Origin of the sequence: Faecalibacillus sp. H12 (assembly GCF_013361255.1) — a bacterium.
In the GTDB taxonomy this organism is placed as follows: Bacteria; Bacillota_I; Bacilli_A; order Erysipelotrichales; family Coprobacillaceae; genus Faecalibacillus; species Faecalibacillus intestinalis.
This window is the reverse complement of sequence record NZ_JABWDK010000036.1, coordinates 1-18,617: the sequence shown is the minus strand read 5'-3', so window position 1 is coordinate 18,617 and position 18,617 is coordinate 1. Positions and strand designations below refer to the sequence as shown.

General features: G+C 29.2%; 20 protein-coding genes, 1 pseudogene and 1 riboswitch. Of the genes and pseudogenes, 5 read left to right on the top strand and 16 right to left on the bottom strand.

Features of this window, described 5'->3' with window-relative positions:
* Window positions 1–322 precede the first annotated feature (322 nt).
* From HUU89_RS13110 to thiE, 8 genes and pseudogenes are all read right to left on the bottom strand, one after another.
* The gene (locus HUU89_RS13110; protein WP_175301991.1) at window positions 323–1,036 is read right to left on the bottom strand and encodes a GntR family transcriptional regulator; all 714 of its coding nucleotides are present in this window, start codon (window positions 1,034–1,036) and stop codon (window positions 323–325) included.
* Window positions 1,037–1,679: 643 nt separating this feature from the next.
* Window positions 1,680–2,222 carry a phosphodiesterase gene (yfcE, locus tag HUU89_RS13105; RefSeq protein ID WP_119362577.1) on the bottom strand — a complete coding sequence of 181 codons (543 nt, stop codon included), beginning with the start codon at window positions 2,220–2,222 and terminating at the stop codon, window positions 1,680–1,682.
* Window positions 2,223–2,226: 4 nt separating this feature from the next.
* Entirely contained in the window at window positions 2,227–2,709 is a 483-nt protein-coding gene (locus HUU89_RS13100) for a peptidylprolyl isomerase (RefSeq protein WP_022001696.1), read from the bottom strand.
* A 3-nt stretch (window positions 2,710–2,712) separates the two neighbouring features.
* A complete protein-coding gene (locus tag HUU89_RS13095) occupies window positions 2,713–3,009 on the bottom strand; it encodes a hypothetical protein (protein WP_022001697.1) in 297 nt (98 codons plus the stop codon).
* Window positions 3,010–3,255: 246 nt separating this feature from the next.
* Window positions 3,256–3,696 (bottom strand): GNAT family N-acetyltransferase, encoded by a 441-nt coding sequence (locus tag HUU89_RS13090; protein ID WP_175301990.1) that lies wholly within the window; start codon window positions 3,694–3,696, stop codon window positions 3,256–3,258.
* A 128-nt stretch (window positions 3,697–3,824) separates the two neighbouring features.
* Window positions 3,825–4,979 carry an NADP-dependent malic enzyme gene (locus tag HUU89_RS13085; protein ID WP_117783027.1) on the bottom strand — a complete coding sequence of 385 codons (1,155 nt, stop codon included), beginning with the start codon at window positions 4,977–4,979 and terminating at the stop codon, window positions 3,825–3,827.
* 44 nt (window positions 4,980–5,023) lie between these two features.
* Complete coding sequence (gene thiD, locus HUU89_RS15170) at window positions 5,024–5,815, bottom strand: bifunctional hydroxymethylpyrimidine kinase/phosphomethylpyrimidine kinase (protein WP_032089743.1); 792 nt, start codon at window positions 5,813–5,815, stop codon at window positions 5,024–5,026.
* Between the two features lie 54 nt (window positions 5,816–5,869).
* Window positions 5,870–6,457: pseudogene (gene thiE / locus HUU89_RS15165) on the bottom strand (thiamine phosphate synthase); the annotation flags it as partial.
* Window positions 6,458–6,528: 71 nt separating this feature from the next.
* A riboswitch (TPP riboswitch) is annotated at window positions 6,529–6,626 on the bottom strand.
* Window positions 6,627–6,706: 80 nt separating this feature from the next.
* Between thiE and HUU89_RS13075 the strand changes: the two are divergent.
* A complete protein-coding gene (locus HUU89_RS13075) occupies window positions 6,707–6,994 on the top strand; it encodes a hypothetical protein (protein ID WP_022001422.1) in 288 nt (95 codons plus the stop codon).
* Between the two features lie 340 nt (window positions 6,995–7,334).
* Here HUU89_RS13075 and HUU89_RS13070 read toward each other — a convergent pair whose 3' ends face one another.
* Genes HUU89_RS13070 through HUU89_RS13060 form a run of 3 tightly spaced genes read right to left on the bottom strand, consistent with a single transcriptional unit; the run spans window position 7,335 to window position 9,513 of the window.
* Entirely contained in the window at window positions 7,335–8,165 is an 831-nt protein-coding gene (locus HUU89_RS13070; RefSeq protein ID WP_254697785.1) for an SIR2 family NAD-dependent protein deacylase, read from the bottom strand.
* Window positions 8,146–8,919, bottom strand: coding sequence for a protein-ADP-ribose hydrolase (locus tag HUU89_RS13065; protein ID WP_117826195.1), 774 nt, complete (start codon window positions 8,917–8,919; stop codon window positions 8,146–8,148). Before HUU89_RS13065 ends, HUU89_RS13070 begins: the two co-directional genes overlap by 20 nt.
* Window positions 8,920–9,513 carry a 4Fe-4S binding protein gene (locus HUU89_RS13060; RefSeq protein WP_217498497.1) on the bottom strand — a complete coding sequence of 198 codons (594 nt, stop codon included), beginning with the start codon at window positions 9,511–9,513 and terminating at the stop codon, window positions 8,920–8,922. It lies immediately after the preceding gene.
* A gap of 80 nt (window positions 9,514–9,593) precedes the next feature.
* Here HUU89_RS13060 and HUU89_RS13055 point away from each other — a divergent pair, with 80 nt between their 5' ends.
* On the top strand, window positions 9,594–9,911 hold the full coding sequence (locus HUU89_RS13055) for a winged helix-turn-helix transcriptional regulator (protein WP_175301986.1): 318 nt from the start codon (window positions 9,594–9,596) through the stop codon (window positions 9,909–9,911).
* Here the strand turns inward: HUU89_RS13055 and HUU89_RS13050 are convergent.
* From HUU89_RS13050 to HUU89_RS13030, 5 genes are all read right to left on the bottom strand, one after another.
* Complete coding sequence (locus HUU89_RS13050; RefSeq protein ID WP_217498496.1) at window positions 9,908–10,636, bottom strand: ABC transporter ATP-binding protein; 729 nt, start codon at window positions 10,634–10,636, stop codon at window positions 9,908–9,910. The genes HUU89_RS13055 and HUU89_RS13050 overlap by 4 nt on opposite strands.
* Window positions 10,637–10,638: 2 nt before the next feature.
* Complete coding sequence (locus HUU89_RS13045) at window positions 10,639–12,159, bottom strand: glycine betaine ABC transporter substrate-binding protein (protein WP_175301985.1); 1,521 nt, start codon at window positions 12,157–12,159, stop codon at window positions 10,639–10,641.
* Window positions 12,153–12,755, bottom strand: a complete 603-nt coding sequence (locus HUU89_RS13040; protein WP_175301992.1) for a 4Fe-4S binding protein — start codon at window positions 12,753–12,755, stop codon at window positions 12,153–12,155. The genes HUU89_RS13045 and HUU89_RS13040 overlap by 7 nt, the downstream gene beginning before the upstream one ends.
* A gap of 130 nt (window positions 12,756–12,885) precedes the next feature.
* A complete protein-coding gene (locus tag HUU89_RS13035; protein ID WP_175301984.1) occupies window positions 12,886–14,619 on the bottom strand; it encodes an ABC transporter ATP-binding protein in 1,734 nt (577 codons plus the stop codon).
* On the bottom strand, window positions 14,612–16,330 hold the full coding sequence (locus HUU89_RS13030) for an ABC transporter ATP-binding protein (RefSeq protein ID WP_175301983.1): 1,719 nt from the start codon (window positions 16,328–16,330) through the stop codon (window positions 14,612–14,614). Before HUU89_RS13030 ends, HUU89_RS13035 begins: the two co-directional genes overlap by 8 nt.
* A gap of 112 nt (window positions 16,331–16,442) precedes the next feature.
* Between HUU89_RS13030 and HUU89_RS13025 the strand changes: the two genes are divergently transcribed.
* The 3 genes from HUU89_RS13025 to HUU89_RS13015 all read left to right on the top strand — a co-directional run bounded on the left by HUU89_RS13025 (window position 16,443) and on the right by HUU89_RS13015 (window position 18,469).
* Window positions 16,443–17,288, top strand: a complete 846-nt coding sequence (locus HUU89_RS13025; protein WP_032089589.1) for a LysR family transcriptional regulator — start codon at window positions 16,443–16,445, stop codon at window positions 17,286–17,288.
* A 41-nt stretch (window positions 17,289–17,329) separates the two neighbouring features.
* Window positions 17,330–18,112, top strand: a complete 783-nt coding sequence (locus tag HUU89_RS13020; protein ID WP_317992349.1) for an AraC family transcriptional regulator — start codon at window positions 17,330–17,332, stop codon at window positions 18,110–18,112.
* A gap of 81 nt (window positions 18,113–18,193) precedes the next feature.
* A complete protein-coding gene (locus HUU89_RS13015) occupies window positions 18,194–18,469 on the top strand; it encodes a hypothetical protein (protein ID WP_175301981.1) in 276 nt (91 codons plus the stop codon).
* The last annotated feature ends 148 nt before the right edge of the window (window positions 18,470–18,617 follow it).

Here is an 18,617-nt window from a genome sequence, read left to right as displayed (position 1 = left end):
GGAACGCATTTTTAATTGCAGATAAATATTTGTTTTGACCGCACCATGCACCAGCGCGACCTAAGACATCCGCCATTTTGTCCATAAATTTTTCCTCCCTTAAATATTTTTTTGACACTAATAGTATAATCTATTATGCAAATAAAAGTCAATGTTTTTTTAAATTAAAAGTACCATACTTTTAATTTAAAAAAACATAATCTTTAAAAAAACCGCATAAAATAAGGGTTTTTCAACGTTTTTGAAAACGGTTATTTTTTTGATTTTTTTGTAAAAAAAAGAAAACGCTATCATTTAGACAGCGTTTTTTTATGTTTTTTGGCTATTGAACCGTTACTGTTTGAAGTTCAAAATTGTTGTAATGATATCTCGTAAATGAATATTCAAAGATAATCCCACTACTTAAATATGCCGTTTGTTCAACTTCAATATATGGTTCATATTCCTTCAATCCCAAATTTTCTTGTTCTAACGGACTCGATAGATGAGCACGTATAGTTTTATGCGTACTTTGTATCTTTAATTTTAATTCTTTTTCAATATACTGGTATATCGAGCCTTTCAAATGCTCTAATTTTAAATTTGGAATAATAGAAATAGGCATGTATGTGATTTCTAAACAATACGGTTTATCATCAAACACTCTTTTTCTAATAATATGATAGACAAAGGATCCCTCTTCTATTTGTAATTTTTTAGATATATGCTCATCACTCGGTATAACCGAAAATTCAATAATTTCACTTTTTAATTCACCTTTGCCTTTTAATTTTCGTGTTAAACCCAATCCTGATTGTTTAAGTTGAGTTGAATCTTCTGAAGAAGCATCATAATCCTTTACAAAAGTTCCTGCCCCTCTTCTTCTTACAATCAATCCTTCTTTTACTAATATATCCAAGGCTTTTTTCATTGTTTCTTTATTACAATGATAAGCAACACATAATACATATTCATAAGGGAGTTTTTGTCCATATGTATATTTTTTATCAAAAATCTTACTTCTAATATCATCTGCGATATCAATATATTTAACCATAGACTATCCCTCCTGCCATAACTAAAAATACCATACTTTTCATAAATTTGCACGGACTTTTTAACAAGAAGGTTATTTTTATGTAAATATATTTGAAACCATTCCCTCTACCTTTATCTCCATGGAATTACGATTTCCAATTATGAGACCATTCTCGATTTCGAACTGTTCAAACATTGCTTATGACGAGTAAACATCATATAAACATTAGGTCCTTCAGTATTGTGTGTCCTACCTACTACGACCTCAGCTGACTTCTTGTGACAAACCTTTTTCGACCAACGGTACCATTACTGTTTTTTAAGTTTACTGGAATTCGTTGTTCACAAGACCTCCCGGGGTAATTCACTAATCCTCTAACTTTTACAACGTCTTGATTTACTGTCTTGGTTTTACGTTTACCTTTTGGACTTCGATTTGTAATGCAATCTCATCCACCATTTAGCCTTATATCAAGTTTCTGTTCGTACGCTCAAAAGAATCACTACACCACTTCCTCCATCCTTGCCATCACTGACATCGACTTGTAGTTCATTACACTTGCGGTAAATACCTGTGGTTGGTTTATCTCCAACTGAATTAGTGCCATGCCCGGCACACATTAAAAAAATCGCTTGATATTATCTATCAAACGATTCTTTCATTAATCTAATTGTATTTGTTTTACAATTTCATTATCAAATGTTTTAATTGTAAAACAGTCATTTTCATAAATACCATAACTATTCGTACCTTCTTTAGGTAAAGAAATCGAAGACGGATTTAAAATATAAATACCGTTTTCTTTTTTAGCAAGTGGTTTATGAAAATGTCCATAAATCAAAATATCATTTTCATTTAATAAAGGAAGTTGATCTTCATTAAATAAATGTCCATGTGTCATAAAGAAATGATGTTGATCAACATCCATCAAAGCATAGTCACTACGCATAGGGAAATCTAAAACCATTTGATCAACTTCACTATCACAATTTCCTCTAACTGCAATAATATCCTTCTTTAAAGGATTTAATAAAGCAATAACCTTCTTACAATTATAATCCTTAGGTAAATCATTACGTGGTCCATGATATAAAATATCCCCTAAAATAATAAGTTTATCCGCTTTTTCTTCATGATATTTTTCAATGGCCCTATTTGCCCAATAATAAGAACCATGAAGATCTGATATAAACATTACTTTCATACAATTACGCTCTTCTAATTGTTTTGATCACAACTGGTGTTGTTGGACAATCTTGGAAATTTGTAGGGACATTGGCAATTTGATCTACAATATCTAAACCTTCAGTAATTTTACCAAATGCAGCATATTCACCATCTAAATGTGGTGCTGGTTTATGCATAATAAAGAATTGTGAAGATGCTGAATCTTTGATCATTGTTCTAGCCATAGATAAAACACCTTCTGTATGTTTTAATTCATTGTTAACACCATTGCTTTTAAATTCACCTTTAATAGAATCACAATGTTTTTCTTTAAAATCTTTTGTATATCCCCCACCTTGAATCATAAATCCTGGGATAACTCTATGGAAAATTAATCCCGCAAAGAAATCTTCATCAATTAATTTTAAAAAGTTTTCTACTGTAATTGGTGCAACTTCAGGATAAAGTTCTCCTTTCATCACATCTCCATTTTCCATTTCAATTTCAATTAATACTTTTTCCATTCTCTAATTCTCCTTATCTACAACGTCTACATCAACAACCTTATTTTCAATAGATTGTTGTTTTTCTTTTTTCTTCTTCTTTAAAAGAAATCTTACTACAAAATAAACAAGTACAACTCCTGCCGCAATTCCAAATAACCAAACAATATTCTTTACTTGATCAAATTGATAAGCTGTCGCTACCACTAAACATAAGTTAATAATATTCATTGATCCTGCTAATTTATATTTTTGATTAACAATAAAATTTAAGGAAAGCGCAGATGAAGCAAATAACCCAACAATAAGCATAACTTCCATACTATGTACCTCCTTGTATCATTCTATCATAATAGAATCATTTTTGTTATATATTATTTAGTATGGACACTTGCATTAAGCATGTCAGTAATAGATATCATTGTAAAATTACTTCTATATATAACAAAAAATAACTACCTCCTGTCTCTAGAAAAGTGTGTGGTAGTTATTTCATCCAAGGTGAACCGTTTGTTGTTCTTTTTTCATATTCATTATAATTAATTTTTTAAACAATTCTATAAAATCTTATCTATCTAATTTCATATATAACAGCGGATAAGGGTTTCCTTCTTCATCTAATTCTGTTTTCTTATATGTTTTAAATCCCATTGCTTCATAAAAACCAATAGCCTGTGGATTTTGTTCATTTACCGTTAATTCACAAACATCATAATTCTTCATACCATAGTGTAGTAAAGCTTTACCCAGTCCTTTTCCTCTTTGGTTAGAAGCTATAAACAACATCTCTAATTTATGATTTTCAATTCCCATAAATCCCACAGCTTCATCATTATCTACAACCATCAAATGTTCAACACTCTTTAATGCCATTGGAACATATTCTTTAATATGTTCAATTTCTTGTTCATTTAAAAATGTATGTGTGGCTTTTACAGAATCTTTCCAAACATTTACAAGTATATTTAATAGTTGATCATTTCTATCTTTTATCTCAATTATTTTCATTGATCATTTTCACCCTATTCTCTCTACCCATATTCATCATTGATTTCTTTCACTTCAACTATGATAATATAATTATATGAAATAGCCCTACCAAATAGGTAGGGTCATTTATTTTGTTAATATCTTTTTTATTTAGCAAATTGTTTAATTGCATTAGCAACAGCTGCTGTCACATCTTTATTGAAGATTTTTGGCATGATATTTTCTTCATTTAAATCTTCATCACTGATTGTATCTGCAATAGCTTTAGCCACAGCTACTTTCATTTCTGGTGTAATTGAAGGAACTCTTGCTTCTAATGCTCCTTTAAAAATACCAGGGAAAGCTAAAACATTATTAATTTGATTTGGATAATCAGAACGACCTGTTCCAACAACTCTTGCTCCTGCTGCTTTGGCTTTTTGATAAGTAATTTCTGGTTCAGGATTTGCCATTGCAAAGATAATTGGATCATTGTTCATTGAATGAACCATTTCATCAGTTACTAGATTTGGTTTAGAAACACCTACAAAAACATCTGCACCTTTTAATGCATCAGCTAATGTACCTTGCATATTATCAGGATTAGTAATATCACATAAAGCACGCTTATGAGGAATAAGTCCTTCTTGTCTATCTTTATATAAAATTCCAAATTCATCCACTGCAATAATTTTACCAACACCGGCTGTATGCATCATTTTAATAATAGCTGTTCCTGCAGCTCCTGGCCCATTTAAAACAACTGTAATATCTTTGATATCTTTTTTTGTCACTCTTAAAGCGTTATATAAGGCCGCTAAAACAACAACAGCTGTTCCATGTTGATCATCATGGAATACAGGAATATCTAACATTTGATCTAATCTTTCTTCGATTTCAAAACAATCTGGAGAAGCAATATCTTCTAAGTTGATTCCACCAAAACATGGTGCAATATTTTTAACTGTTTGAATCAATTCTTCTTTATCTTGTGTATCTAAACAAATAGGTACCGCATTGACATCTCCGAATTTTTTAAATAGAGCAGCTTTTCCTTCCATGACTGGAATCGAAGCTTTGGCTCCAATATTTCCAAGTCCTAAAACAGCTGTTCCATTTGAGACAACAGCAATTGTATTTGATTTTGTTGTATAACGATAAACATCTTCTTCATTTTCAGCAATCTTACGACAAGGTTCAGCAACCCCTGGCGTATAAACAACAGACATATCATCCATTGTATTAATTTCACAATTTAATTCCGTATGTATTTTCCCTTGATGTTTTTCATGTAATTTCAAGGCTTCTTCATAATAATTCATTTTCATCACCCGCCACTATTATACCTATAAAATAGACAATTCGTCTAATCTTTTTTATCTAAAACATAACCATGATCCATTGGTCCTTGTCCTTGTCCTAAATCAAGCATTGCCGCAAGCGCTCCCGAAATATAATCTTTAGCTTTTTTAACAGCATTTTCCAAATTTTCACCTCGTGCTAAATAAGAAGCAATCGCACTTGATAAAGTACATCCCGTACCATGAGTATTATTGTTATTAATACGTTTTCCTTTAAACCATTGATAATTACCTTCTTTATAAAGTAAATCATTGGCATCATTGATTTGATGTCCGCCTTTAAGTAATACTGCACAATGATAATGATCTCCAATATATTTAGCTGCTGTTAACATTTCTTCTTCATTATTGATTTTTAATCCTGATAAAACTTCGGCTTCAGGAATATTTGGTGTTAAAACCGATGCGAGTGGGAAGAGATTTTCTTTTAATGTATCAATAGCTTCATCACTAATAAGTTTTGCCCCACTTGTAGCCACCATCACAGGATCAACAACGATATTACGTGCATGATATTGTTTTAACTTTCCACTAATAGATAAAATGACTTCTTTTTGAGAAACCATTCCAATTTTAACAGCCATTGGATAAATATCTGTAAACACACTATCCATTTGACTAGCCACAAAAGAAGCATCAACATCATAAATAGTATCCACTCCTGTAGTATTTTGAGCTGTTAGTGCTGCAATAACCGACATGGCATAAACACGATTAGCAAGCATTGTTTTTAAATCTGCCTGAATTCCTGCACCTCCACTACTATCACTACCTGCAATTGTAAGGCAAGTTGGCATTTTATTAGAGATAACTCTTTGAATTTTATCTTTTAATAGGCTACTTGCTTTTTGGATATCATTACTTCCAAAAATACTTGAAACGATAGCAACACCATCAATAGCAACCCCCATAAATTCTAAGATATTCACTTGATTAATACCACCAATAGCAACCACAGGAATATCAACTTTTTGACAAATTTCATTTAATGTTTCCATTGAAATATTTTGTGCATCATCTTTTGTTTGAGTTGCAAAAATAGCTCCGACACCTAAATAATCAGCCCCATTTTCTAAAGCTATTTTTGCTTCTTCATAATTATGTGCAGATACACCAATAATTTTATCTTCACCTAATATTTTTCTTGCTTCTTTTAAATTTAAATCATCTTGCCCAATATGGACCCCATCTGCATCAATTTCTTTACACAATTCAACATCATCATTAATAATCAAAGGAACATGATGTTTTTGACACACACTTTGAACATCCAATGCTTCTTGTTTAAATGATTCATGTGTCATTTCTTTTTCTCTTAGTTGAATCATTGTTACACCACCAAGAATGGCTTCTTCAACTAATTCCGACATTTTTCTTCCTTTTAAATATTTTGAATCTGTTACTCCATACAATAATAAATCTTCTTTATTTAATTTCATCAAATTTCCTTCTTTCTTTACAATATTCTTTTTTTATTTCCCTGGAAATAAAAAGAGAGTCCTGTTGAACTCTGTTAACGTCTATATCTCCTACGTTGGCATTATCCAAATCAGGTTATGGGTCTAAGTCAATACTTACTCTCAGCAAAAAGCTCCCCGTTTCCTTTATTATAATTTTTTTAATAAAAATTGTCTATTTTTATTCATATTATTTATGCTTTTGTTCAAACTATAAAAGGAGGTGCTTTCATGAAATTATGTATTACAGCAGGTAACTATCACATTTTTAAATTAATGATTAAAAATCATAAAGATTCTCGCATTCAATTAAAAAACATTCATCCTTTAGATTTTGACCTTGTTTTTGATGTTTATACATCTTTAGATCAAAAAACAGTTATTTCTATACTTAGCCATGAATTACGTTATTCCCCTTTTATGTATCTATGCCCGGGTTTTAAAGTCATTCCTTTAAAAAAACGTCTTCCTCATGGTACAAAAGAATCAACTACTCCTTTAAATCTTTCTTTTAATTGAATAATTTATATTAAAAAACAGTTTGAGATAGCATCTATTTCAAACTGTTTATTTTTTAATTAATAATTTTTAAAACATCTTCTTCACTTGTTACATTAAGTTTTTTCTAGTGATGTATTTGTGTCAAACTTGTTTCATTTCTATGATTATTTTAGTTTTCCTCTTTTTTCTTTCAATGGACAAATAGTTCAAAATATTTTCCATTAAATTTATTTTTTATTGATCAACATATAGCAAAAAGATGATGTTTTTACGCACCATCTTATTTTTTTAATTGGAATCCATATTTTAACGGGTCTTCTGGATCTATCACAAGTTGATTAAAAACTGTATAAATATACTATTTTTCCAATTTAATTTTTAATAAACCATCAATAACATTCTTTATATCTTCACTTATACAATATGCTCTTTTTTCCATGGATTGAGGACAATAAGTATCTTTATTAATACAAATATAAGTTGCATTTTTATTTCTTTCAACAAATCTAAAAAATGGATATTTAATAATACCTGGTGTATTTTGTCCTACACCTAATTCAAGATAAACAATTTTTAAATCTTGATGTCTTCTGATAAAATCTTGATATCTAAAATAAGCTTGATGCCATCCTTCATCTTCAACAAAAGTATCATCACATCTTAAATTCATTGTCATTGGTTTTCCACAATGAGGACAATAAGGAATTAAAGATGTAGGAATTTTCATATCCTTTTGTTGTTCAATCATCTTTTTAATAAGTTCTTCATTATCATATGTTTCTTGATGACAAGGAGATGAACATTGAAATAAGCCATAATCCCCTTGTGTATAAAATAATCTTTGTTTATCAAAATTTGCTTTTTGAAAACAATGATCCACATTAGTTGTTAAAACAAAATAATCTTTATCTTTAACAAGTTGAAAGAGTTTTTGATATAAATCTAAATGATCTACATATCGATTGTAATAAACTTGTCTTGACCACCAAGCCCAATATTCTTCTAAAGTATCATAAGGATAAAAACCTCCTGAATACATATCATGAATTCCATATTTTTCTTCAAAATCACTAAAATACCTATTAAATCTTTCTCCTGCATATTCATATCCAGCAGCCGTAGAAAGTCCTGCACCTGCTCCAATAACAATAGCATCCGCTTCTTGTATTTTAGCGCAAATATCTTTCATAGATGTCTCGATCTTCGTCTTTGAAAACATTAAAAATCACCTTCTTTATACTTGTTTCATTTTTTAAATATTCTTTAACTGTTTTAATTGCAATCTTTGTTGCAAGTTCTTTAGGAAAGTGGAATTCACCAGTAGAAATACAACAAAAAGCAATACTTTCTAATCGATATGCAGCTGCAAATTCTAAACAACTACGATAACATGAAGCCAGTAATTCTTCATCTTTTTTAGTCACCGTTGAATAAATAATCGGACCTACTGTATGTAAGATATAGCGACTTGGTAAATTATAAGCTTTGGTTATTTTAGCTTTTCCTGTAGCTTCGGGTTTTCCTTGTTTTTCCATTATTTGATAACAAGCATATCGAAGCTGCATTCCAGCATAGCTGTGGATACAATTATCAATACAACGATGATGAGGAATATAGCATCCTGTCATTTGACTATTAGCAGCATTAACGATGGCATCACATTTTAAAGTTGTAATATCTCCTTGCCACAAATAAATACCTTCTTGGATAGGTTTTAAATCATTGACATCTACAATTCCTTTTTCTTCAATTGCTGTTTGTAAATAAGCATCTTGAATACGATAAAATTCACTTTTTATTTTTTTAGGTTCTCGAACATTCATCAAATCTCTCAATAAAAGTTTTTGTGAACTTTCATTTTGAGGAATTTCAATGTGACAATATTCTTCTCTTTCATCAAGTAATTCTTGAATCAAATATTTTCTTCTTTCTTCTTGGTTCATCTAAATTTCCCTTTCTATCGCACGAACAGGACATATTTCTAGACATCTTCCACAACTTAAACAATGTCTTTGATCAATTTTTACTTTTTGATCAACATGAACACATTTTTGTGGACAAACATCTAGACATTTCAAACACCTAATACATGTATCATTAATAAAATATCCTGTTTCTTTTTCAATACTTCCAATTGTAAATGTTTCTTTAATAATACTACTCGAAGCAGTAATATCAAAATATTCACCTGTTGCTTCATATAAACAAAAGACTTCTAATATATCTCTAGTATTTTCAGGATATATTTTTTGCATATACGTATTTTTTTGAAAGATTTCATCTAAATACGTATGATGTATACATTTAACTTTTCCTTTTAAGGAGATTGCTTTTTTATCTTTTAAAGCAGTTAATGACATAAAATTTTGTTGAATAAGTTGTTGATAAAAGGCTTTCCCTTTAGCCGTCAGAAAATACACACCTTCTTTATCATAGAGCATCATATCAATAGCTCTTGTTTGTGGATACCCTTGTTGATCTAATGTAGCAACAACAGTTGAATGAAAATCATCTACTAACATTTTTAAATAGTTCATCTCTTGCATACCTCTTTTCTTTTATTTATAATAGTATATATAATATACTAAGTATCTTTTAGATACTAAAGGAGATAAAAATGGAAAAACAACAATTACCTGCTTGCCCAGTTGAAACAACCTTAACACTTATTAGTGATAAATGGAAAGTCTTGATTTTAAGAGATCTTCTTCCTGGTACTAAACGTTTTGGTGAATTGAAGAAATCAATTGGTCACGTTAGCCAAAAGGTTTTAACAGCCCAACTTAGACAAATGGAACAAAGTGGTTTATTAACACGTACTGTTTATCCTGAAGTTCCTCCACGCGTTGAATATTCTTTAACGGAACTTGGTTATAGTTTAAAACCTATTTTAGATGCGATGTCTACTTGGGGAGAAAATTATTATCAAAATTAGGACTCGTTTTTAGAAACGAGTTTTTTTACGAAATTATTTGCTGGATATTTGATAATATTTTCAGGAGTATCAAATTGTTGAATTTGACCTTGATCCATAATTAACACTTTTGTTCCTAATTTTAAAGCTTCTTGAATATCATGAGTCACAAATAATATTGTGATCTTTTTTTGTTGATATATTTTTAAGAGTTCATCTTGTAATTGTCTTCTAGTAATTTCATCAACAGCTCCAAAGGGTTCATCCATTAATAAAATATCTGGTTGATTCGCTAAGGCTCTAGCAATACCTACTCTTTGTTGCTGACCACCTGAAAGAGTATTAGGATACTTATCTTTAAAGCTTGAATCTAATTGTACTGTTTCTAACCATTGATCTACGATTTGATCCATATTTTTTGTTTTCTTTTCTAATTGTAAAACATAAGCAATATTTTGTTTAACTGTTAAATGAGGAAAAAGTACACTTCCTTGGATGACATAACCCATATGTCTTCTTAATTGAATAAGATCTTGTTCTTGGATATCTTGTCCATGAACTTTAACATGTCCACTTGTAGGTTGAATTAAGCCATTGATCATTTTTAATACTGTGGTTTTACCACTACCTGATGTTCCAATAATTGTTATAAATTCACCTTGATCTATGGATAAATTAAAATGATTTAATACTTCTGTTTGTCCATATGCTTTTTTTATATCTTTTAATTCAATAATAGCTTCCATACTTACTCCTTCAATAAATTTATTTCTTTCAAATAATTTCTCGCAACTTCTCTTGGTTCTTTTCCTTGACTTTCTACTAAATCATTCATCTTTGCCATTTGTAAATCATCTATTTTATAAGCTAATTGATTCAAAACCTTCTTTAATTCAGGATGATCTTTTAAAACTTCACTTCTTACAACATTTCCACATAAATAAGAAGGATAAAAATGTTGATCATCTTCTAAAACAACAATTTGATCATTAGAAAGTTGTCCATCTGTCGTAAAGATTGTCATCACATCAACTTGACCTTGATTAATTGCTTGATATTTTAAACCAATATCCATATCCATTGTTGCTTTAAATTGATAATTATATATTTTACATAAAGCATCATAACCATCTTCTCTTTCAAAAAAATCATACTCTGCACCAAATGTTAATTGACTTGCAATAGCACTTAAATCAGAATAAGTTTTAATATCATACTTTTCAGCAATTTCTTTTCTAATAGCTAAACCATATGTATTATTAAAACCATACATTCCACACCATTGTAGATTCTCTTTTTGATATTCTTTTTGAAGCTCATCAAATTGACTTTCAAAATATGTTTCTTTTTTCTTTAACACAGCATTCCATCCAGTTCCAGTATATTCTGGATAAAGATCAAATTCACCTTTTTCAATAGCAGGTTCAATATTAGAAGTTCCTCCACCAACACCTTGTGTAACTTCTACATTTAAATCCGTTTCTTGTTCGATATAAATATCTAACATTTCTCCTAATATATATTGTTCTGTCATTGGTTTCGTGGCAATTTTAATTGTTTCTTTTTGAGGTTTTACTAAAAGACCTGCAAAAATAGAAATTATTAAAACAATTAAAATAATTGCTTTTTTATTGATTTTTTTTGAATGATATTGAATTCTTTTTTCAATGATTGCAAACAAACCATCTACAATTAATGCGAGCAAAGCAATAAGCAAACTTCCTACTAGTGTCATTGCTGTATTATTCGTTGTAATTCCTCGATAGATGGCTACCCCTAAACCTCCTGCACCAATAAAAGAAGCAATCCCTGCAAGAGCAATCGTCATAATAGCCATACTTCTAATTCCTGCCATAATTACTGGAAGAGCTAAAGGAAACTTTATTTTCCACAAAACTTGAAAACGTGTACTTCCTAAACCTGTCGCTGCTTCAATCATCTTTTTATCGACTTGTTCCATTCCGGTATAGGTATTTTTTACCATTGGTAAAAGAGCATAGATGACAAGTGCAATAATCGCTGTTGTATTTCCAACTCCTGAAAGGGGAATTAAAAATCCTAGCATTGAAATAGAAGGAATAGTATAAACAAAATTGATAATACTCATGAATGGTTTTGATATTTTTTTATATTCACTCATGAATATTCCAATTAAACCTCCTATTAAAATAGCTAAAACAATACTTATAAAGGAAATTTGTAAGTGTTGATATAAAAGATTCATAAAGAATTCTTTTCTTTGAATAAATAATTGAACTATTTCTAACATGATTTTCTCCTTTCTATTGCTTGTACAGGACATTTTTCATAACATAATCCACAATGTAAACAATGTTCTTGTTGAATTTGATAATTTGAAATACATTGTTGTGGACAATTCTTTTGACATAAGCCACATTGAATACATTGATTACTAATGATAAATCCCTGAGGTTTTATCTCTTTATTCATTGAAAAACTTTCTCTATAAATAGGTTCTTTGCCTAAATCAAAGAATTCTAGTTCACCTTCTTCAAGACAAAAGGCTTCTAAAATATAACGACTCTCATTTGGATAAACATTATTCATTGATGAATTATGTTTAAAAATACGATCTATCCAATATTTTTGATTTTCTAATCGTTTAACAGGTCCATTTAAACGAACCATTTGATACTCTTTATTCATTCCTGTAATTGCAACGTATGGATGATTTTTTAATTGTTTATAAAAATCTTTTCCTCTTGCTGTACAAAAATATAATTTATTATCTTCAACCAACATCACATCTATAATTCTTACTTGTGGTTGATTATTTTCATCAACGGTTGCAAAAGCAACATCTTTGATTTCTCTTAAAATATTTAAACAAGTTGAAACATTCATTGTTGTACCTCCTTTTTCGTTTTTCATTATAATTTTATTTCTAATAAAAAAAAGTACGCACAATATTGTGGTATAGTTACTTCAAAGTAACTAATAAAAAAGCTACGACTTAAAATCGTAACTTTCATAATTATTCAGTTTCGAATTGACTGTAATAAAGTTGATGATAATAACCTTGTTTTTGAAGCAATTCTTCATGATTACCAATTTCTACAATATGTCCTTGATCCATAACGATGATTTGATCGGCATTTTTAATCGTTGATAAACGGTGAGCAACAATAAAGGTTGTTCTTCCTTTCATCATTTCATCAAAAGCTTTTTGAATTTGTAATTCTGTACGCGTATCGATTGAACTTGTTGCTTCATCTAAAATCAACATTGGTGGATGTGTTAACATAATACGTGCAATACACACAAGTTGCATTTGTCCTTGAGACATATTTCCACCATCTTCTTCAACCATTGTATCGTATCCTTGGGGAAGAGACATAATATATTTATGCACACGTGCTTTTTTAGCTGCTTCAATGATTTCTTCATCACTAGCTTTTGTTTTTCCATAAGCAATATTTTCTTTAATAGTCCCTTTAAATAACCAACTATCTTGTAAAACCATACCGTACATTTTTCTTAAATCATCACGGTTCATATCTTCAATATTAACACCATCAATTGTAATTTTTCCACCTTGAGGATCATAGAAACGCATTAATAAGTTAATTAATGTTGTTTTTCCACAACCTGTTTTACCTACAATAGCTGTCATTGTTCCTGGTTTAGCTTCATAGTTAAAATCTTGAATTAATGGTTTACTTGGATCATAACTGAAATTTAAATGGTCAATGATAATATGTCCTTGTTTATTTTCAATGATTTTAGAGGTTGTTAATTCTTGGATTGTTTCTTCATCTAATAATGCAAAGACTCTTTGACTGGCAGCAATGGCTGTTTGCATTTCTGACATAACGGATGATATTTCGTTAAATGGTTTTGTATATTGGTTAGCATATGTTAAAAAGCTTGAAAGAATACCTACTGTAAATGAACCATTTAATACTTGAAATGCTCCAAAGATACCAACAGCAGCATAAACAATACTATTAACTAAACGTGTTGTGGGATTAATTAAAGCCCCATAAAATTGTGAAATAACCCCACTTTTATGCATACGTTCATTGATTTCATTAAACTTTTCTTCGTTTTGTTCTTGATAATCAAAAATATTAACAATTTTTTGATTACCTATCATTTCTTCACAATAACCATTCATTTCCCCTCTTAAAGCAAGTTGTTCTTGGAAATAAGAATGTGTTCTTTTAACAATCAAAGAAGCGACAAGTAAAGAAAGCGGTGTTAAAACAACCACAATTACAGCTACCGAAAAATGAATATAAGCCATAATCAAAATCGTTCCTACAATTGTTGCAATTCCTGTAAGCAAGGATGTAAAACTTTGTAATAAACCTTGTCCAATTAAATCAATATCATTGATCAATCTTCCTAAAATATCTCCATGACTTGTAGCATCAATATATTTTAAAGGAAGAACTTGAATTTGATCAAATACTCTATTTCTTAAATCATTCGTAATATTATAAGTAATTGTATTTGTAATTTGTCCCATGATCCATTGAATCAAAGAAATAATTAAAATAACAATTCCAATAAAAACAAGTTTGTTCAATAACTCTTGAAAATGAACTTGATTCTTTCCAACCAATAAATCTATTGCTTGACCTATTAAAACAGGTGTAAGTAAAGTAAAGACAACAGAGACAATTGATAAAAGTGTTAATAACATAATTAAAAAACGATAAGGTTTACAATATGTAAGCAATCTTTTAATTGTTTTTTTATCCATTGTAATCACCATCCTTACTATTTTGAGATTCATAAATTTCTTTATAAACCGTACAATTCTTTAATAATTCTTCATGACAATCAAAACCAACAAGTTCACCATGATATAAAACCATAATACGATCACATCTTTTTAAAGACGCTGTTCTTTGAGAAATAACAATTTTTGTCATTTCTTTTAATTCTTGTAATTGTTTTTGTAAAGCAGCATCTGTTGCATAGTCTAACGCACTTGAGCAATCATCTAAAACTAAAATATCCGCTTGTTTATAAAGCGCTCTAGCTATTGTTAAACGTTGTCTTTGTCCACCAGAGAAGTTTTTCCCACCTTGAACAACAGCACTTTCTATTCCTTGAGGAAGACAACTTACAAATTCTTTAGCTTGTGAAACTTCTAAAGCTTTATTCATTGTTTCTTCTTGATAAGGTTTTGACATACAAATATTTTCTTTAATTGTTCCTGAAATCAATGATGTATTTTGTAAAACATAACTGATATGTTGTCTTAATGTTTCTAGTTTATAATCTTGAATATTTTTACCAGCTATTTTAATTTGTCCACTTCTAACATCATAATTTCTTCCAATAAGGGATACTAGTGTTGATTTACCAGCACCCGTTCCTCCAATAATTCCTACTGTTTCACCTTTATTGATCGTAAATGATAAGTTGTGTAACACATCTTTTTGAAGATATCCAAAGTTGACATCTTTAAATTCAATCATCTTTTCATCAGGAATAAGGGTTGAATAACTTCCTTGATTTTCTACTTGTGGTGTTGTTTCAAGTACTTCAAAAACTCTTTGATAACTTGCTGTAGCTTTATTGTAGATTGATAAAACATTCGCAAAGACAATGAGTGCTTGTAAAATACTATTCATATAGTTAATTAAGGCAATAACTTCCCCTTGAGAAAGACTTCCTACATTGACTTGGCAACCACTAGCATAAATAATAATAATGATTGCAAAGTTTACAATTAAATAAGTAAAGGGATTTAATAAAGCTTGTATTTTACCTACTTTTACTTGTTTATCTTTTTGATTTTTTGTTTCTAAATTAAATCTTTTTACTTCATGATTTTGATTTGAAAAAGCACGAATAACACGTACACCTTTTAAGTTTTCTCTTGCTATTAAAGCAATTTTATCTAATAACTTTTGAATACAAGAGAAATAAGGCATTGAAATAATCGTAATTGATAACATCGATACCGCTAAAATAACAGCTCCTACAACAAAGATCATTGATAAAGAACCACTGATCATAAAAGCCATAAATAATGAACCAATCATTAAAAATGGAGCTCTTGACGTAAGACGAATCGTCATCGCTACAGCTAATTGAATTTGTACCACATCATTAATAAGTCTTGTAACTAATGATGGTGCTGTAAGGGTATCTAAATTGGCATCATCATATTTATTGATTTGATGATACATGTCTTTTCTAAGTTGTGTCCCCACACTTTGTGATGTAAGGGAAGCATACCATTGACAAACAAGTGCAAATAAATAACCAAAAACAGCTAAACCAATAAGGACGAGCCCACATTTTAAAATATAATTGGTATCTTTATAAGCAATTCCTTTATCAATGACAGAGGCCATAACAACGGGAACACATAATTCTAAAGCAGCTTCAAAGATTTTAAATAAAAAGCCTAAAGTTGCTGAAAACTTAAACTCCTTTACATATTTTAATAGTTTCATATTCTTCACCTCTGCGTTATTATATGATAAGATTTATCTATATGTAAAATATATATATTATATATTAATTATATTTAATAAATATATTATTCCCATTTGAAGGAGTTTTATGATGGATATTAGACAAATGAAATATTTTAAAACTATTGTAGAAGAAGGAACGATTTCTAAAGCTGCTAAAAAGCTTCATATGGCTCAACCACCTTTATCAATGCAACTTAAACAATTAGAAGAAGAATTAAGTGTTATACTTTTAAAAAGAGGTAATAAACAAGTTGAATTAACAGAGGCTGGCAATCGTTTTTATAAAAGATGTTTACAAATCTTAGATTTAACTGAAATTACTAAAAATGAATTAAAACAGTCTTATCAAGATGTTTTAAGAATTGGTATTACTTCTTCTAATAGTGGTTTAATTCAACAAGAAAGTATTCAAGAATTTATTAAAAAAAATAAACATGTTCAATATGCTATCCATGAAGGGTCTACTTATGAAATTCTTGATTTATTATTATCACATAATATTGATTTAGGAATTGTTAGAACACCTTTTGATACTTCCCAAGTAAATACTTTTTATTTAGAAAAAGAACCGATGATTGCTATTGGAAAAAAAGAATATTTTATAAATACTAAAAGAAAAATAAAAGATTTTAAAGATACTCCTTTAATTATTCATCAAAGATACCTGCCTTTAATCAATGATTATTGTTTAAATAAACTAATTCAAATTCAATTAAAAGTAACTTGTGATGATAGTAGAACGTCTCTTATTTGGGCCAATAGTGGTATTGGAGTAGCAATTTGTCCAATGAGTAGTTTAGCTTTACCTTATGACCATTCTCTTGTTTATACGATTTTAGAAGATAAAAATTTATATACAGGAATCGCTTTTATTACTAGAAAAAACGAAGAAGTTTCAGCTTTATTAAATGAATTTATAGAACGTTTTAAATAGAGGAAAAACAAATGATACAATACTAAAAATACCAATTACCTATTAAATTATTAGATATTTATTTTGAAGATCATCATACAAAAACAGCTAAACATTATCATACTAGTATTGAAATTTTGATTCCCGTTTTAGGAAAACTAAAATTATTTCTTACTGATAAAGAATTGATTATTCCTCAAGGAAGCTTATATATTATTAATAGTCAAGAAATTCATGGGATGCATCATACGGAAGATACTGATATCTATAAAGGATATGCACTTCAAATAAATTATGATTTTATTAAAAAATATTATCCAGCTATTGATAATTATCAATTAATTCAACCTAATCATAAAATCAAAGAAAAGATATTGTTAGACATTTTTAAAATTATTGCAGCTTATGATCATAGCAATCAATTTCAAAGAATAGAAATTGAAAGTTATATTTTACATCTTTTATATACGTTGCTTTCAAATACTTTAGATAAAAAAACAAATTTAAATTTACAAACTTTACATGATAAAAGAATTATAAGAATGACACAATATATTGACTTACATTATAACGAAGATCTTTCAATTGATAATATAGCGCAACACTTTAATATATCTACAGGATATTTATCACGTTATTTTAAAAGTCATTTAAACGTGACAGTTAAAGAATATCTTATTGCTGTTCGTTTAAAAAAGGCAAGACAGGATGTTTTGTTTTCAAATTATACAATTTCAGAAATTGCTTATTTACATGGCTTTCGAAATTTAAAATCATTTATTAATGCTTTTAAAAAAGTTTATCATGAGACACCAGCAAAATATCGTGAAAAAGTTAGAAAATGACATTAAAGAAGTACGTTTTTAACATTTATATAAGCTCTTTCAACAATAAAGTTTTACTTGTCAAAAAAAGGGAGGAAAAAAATGTTAAAAAAGATATTTAGTTTATTTGTATGTGCGATGATGTGTCTCATATCAACAAATCTTGTTTTTGCTGATGGAACAGTTGATATTCATGGAACATACAGTATTCACGTTGGTGGTTATGATTGGGGAAGTGCAACTGATAATAAAAAAGCAGAAAATAATCCATCACAAGCAATAAAAACTGGAGATACTGCTCATGGTGAAATTTATGCAATGATCATGATGTTTGATGCAACTGGATATGTTTTCTTTAAACAAAGAAAAGAAGCTTAATTTATAGACTCATTAAATTGCTTATGCAATTTAGTGAGTTTTTTTATTTAAAAAAAGAGGATATTTCTATCCTCTAGGTAATATTAGTTATTAATTAATTTATCTTCATCAGACCAAGAATATAATTTTCTGATTTCTTTTCCGACTT

What these genes read in the sequence shown, in the direction of transcription:
- HUU89_RS13110 (WP_175301991.1), bottom strand. Translation starts at nt 1,036, where the DNA reads ATGGTTAAATATATTGATATCGCAGATGATATTAGAAGTAAGATTTTT.
- yfcE (WP_119362577.1), bottom strand. Translation starts at nt 2,222, where the DNA reads ATGAAAGTAATGTTTATATCAGATCTTCATGGTTCTTATTATTGGGCA.
- HUU89_RS13100 (WP_022001696.1), bottom strand. Translation starts at nt 2,709, where the DNA reads ATGGAAAAAGTATTAATTGAAATTGAAATGGAAAATGGAGATGTGATG.
- HUU89_RS13095 (WP_022001697.1), bottom strand. Translation starts at nt 3,009, where the DNA reads ATGGAAGTTATGCTTATTGTTGGGTTATTTGCTTCATCTGCGCTTTCC.
- HUU89_RS13090 (WP_175301990.1), bottom strand. Translation starts at nt 3,696, where the DNA reads ATGAAAATAATTGAGATAAAAGATAGAAATGATCAACTATTAAATATA.
- HUU89_RS13085 (WP_117783027.1), bottom strand. Translation starts at nt 4,979, where the DNA reads ATGAATTATTATGAAGAAGCCTTGAAATTACATGAAAAACATCAAGGG.
- thiD (WP_032089743.1), bottom strand. Translation starts at nt 5,815, where the DNA reads ATGCCAACTTGCCTTACAATTGCAGGTAGTGATAGTAGTGGAGGTGCA.
- HUU89_RS13075 (WP_022001422.1), top strand. Translation starts at nt 6,707, where the DNA reads ATGAAATTATGTATTACAGCAGGTAACTATCACATTTTTAAATTAATG.
- HUU89_RS13070 (WP_254697785.1), bottom strand. Translation starts at nt 8,165, where the DNA reads ATGAAAGATATTTGCGCTAAAATACAAGAAGCGGATGCTATTGTTATT.
- HUU89_RS13065 (WP_117826195.1), bottom strand. Translation starts at nt 8,919, where the DNA reads ATGAACCAAGAAGAAAGAAGAAAATATTTGATTCAAGAATTACTTGAT.
- HUU89_RS13060 (WP_217498497.1), bottom strand. Translation starts at nt 9,513, where the DNA reads ATGAACTATTTAAAAATGTTAGTAGATGATTTTCATTCAACTGTTGTT.
- HUU89_RS13055 (WP_175301986.1), top strand. Translation starts at nt 9,594, where the DNA reads ATGGAAAAACAACAATTACCTGCTTGCCCAGTTGAAACAACCTTAACA.
- HUU89_RS13050 (WP_217498496.1), bottom strand. Translation starts at nt 10,636, where the DNA reads ATGGAAGCTATTATTGAATTAAAAGATATAAAAAAAGCATATGGACAA.
- HUU89_RS13045 (WP_175301985.1), bottom strand. Translation starts at nt 12,159, where the DNA reads ATGTTAGAAATAGTTCAATTATTTATTCAAAGAAAAGAATTCTTTATG.
- HUU89_RS13040 (WP_175301992.1), bottom strand. Translation starts at nt 12,755, where the DNA reads ATGAATGTTTCAACTTGTTTAAATATTTTAAGAGAAATCAAAGATGTT.
- HUU89_RS13035 (WP_175301984.1), bottom strand. Translation starts at nt 14,619, where the DNA reads ATGGATAAAAAAACAATTAAAAGATTGCTTACATATTGTAAACCTTAT.
- HUU89_RS13030 (WP_175301983.1), bottom strand. Translation starts at nt 16,330, where the DNA reads ATGAAACTATTAAAATATGTAAAGGAGTTTAAGTTTTCAGCAACTTTA.
- HUU89_RS13025 (WP_032089589.1), top strand. Translation starts at nt 16,443, where the DNA reads ATGGATATTAGACAAATGAAATATTTTAAAACTATTGTAGAAGAAGGA.
- HUU89_RS13015 (WP_175301981.1), top strand. Translation starts at nt 18,194, where the DNA reads ATGTTAAAAAAGATATTTAGTTTATTTGTATGTGCGATGATGTGTCTC.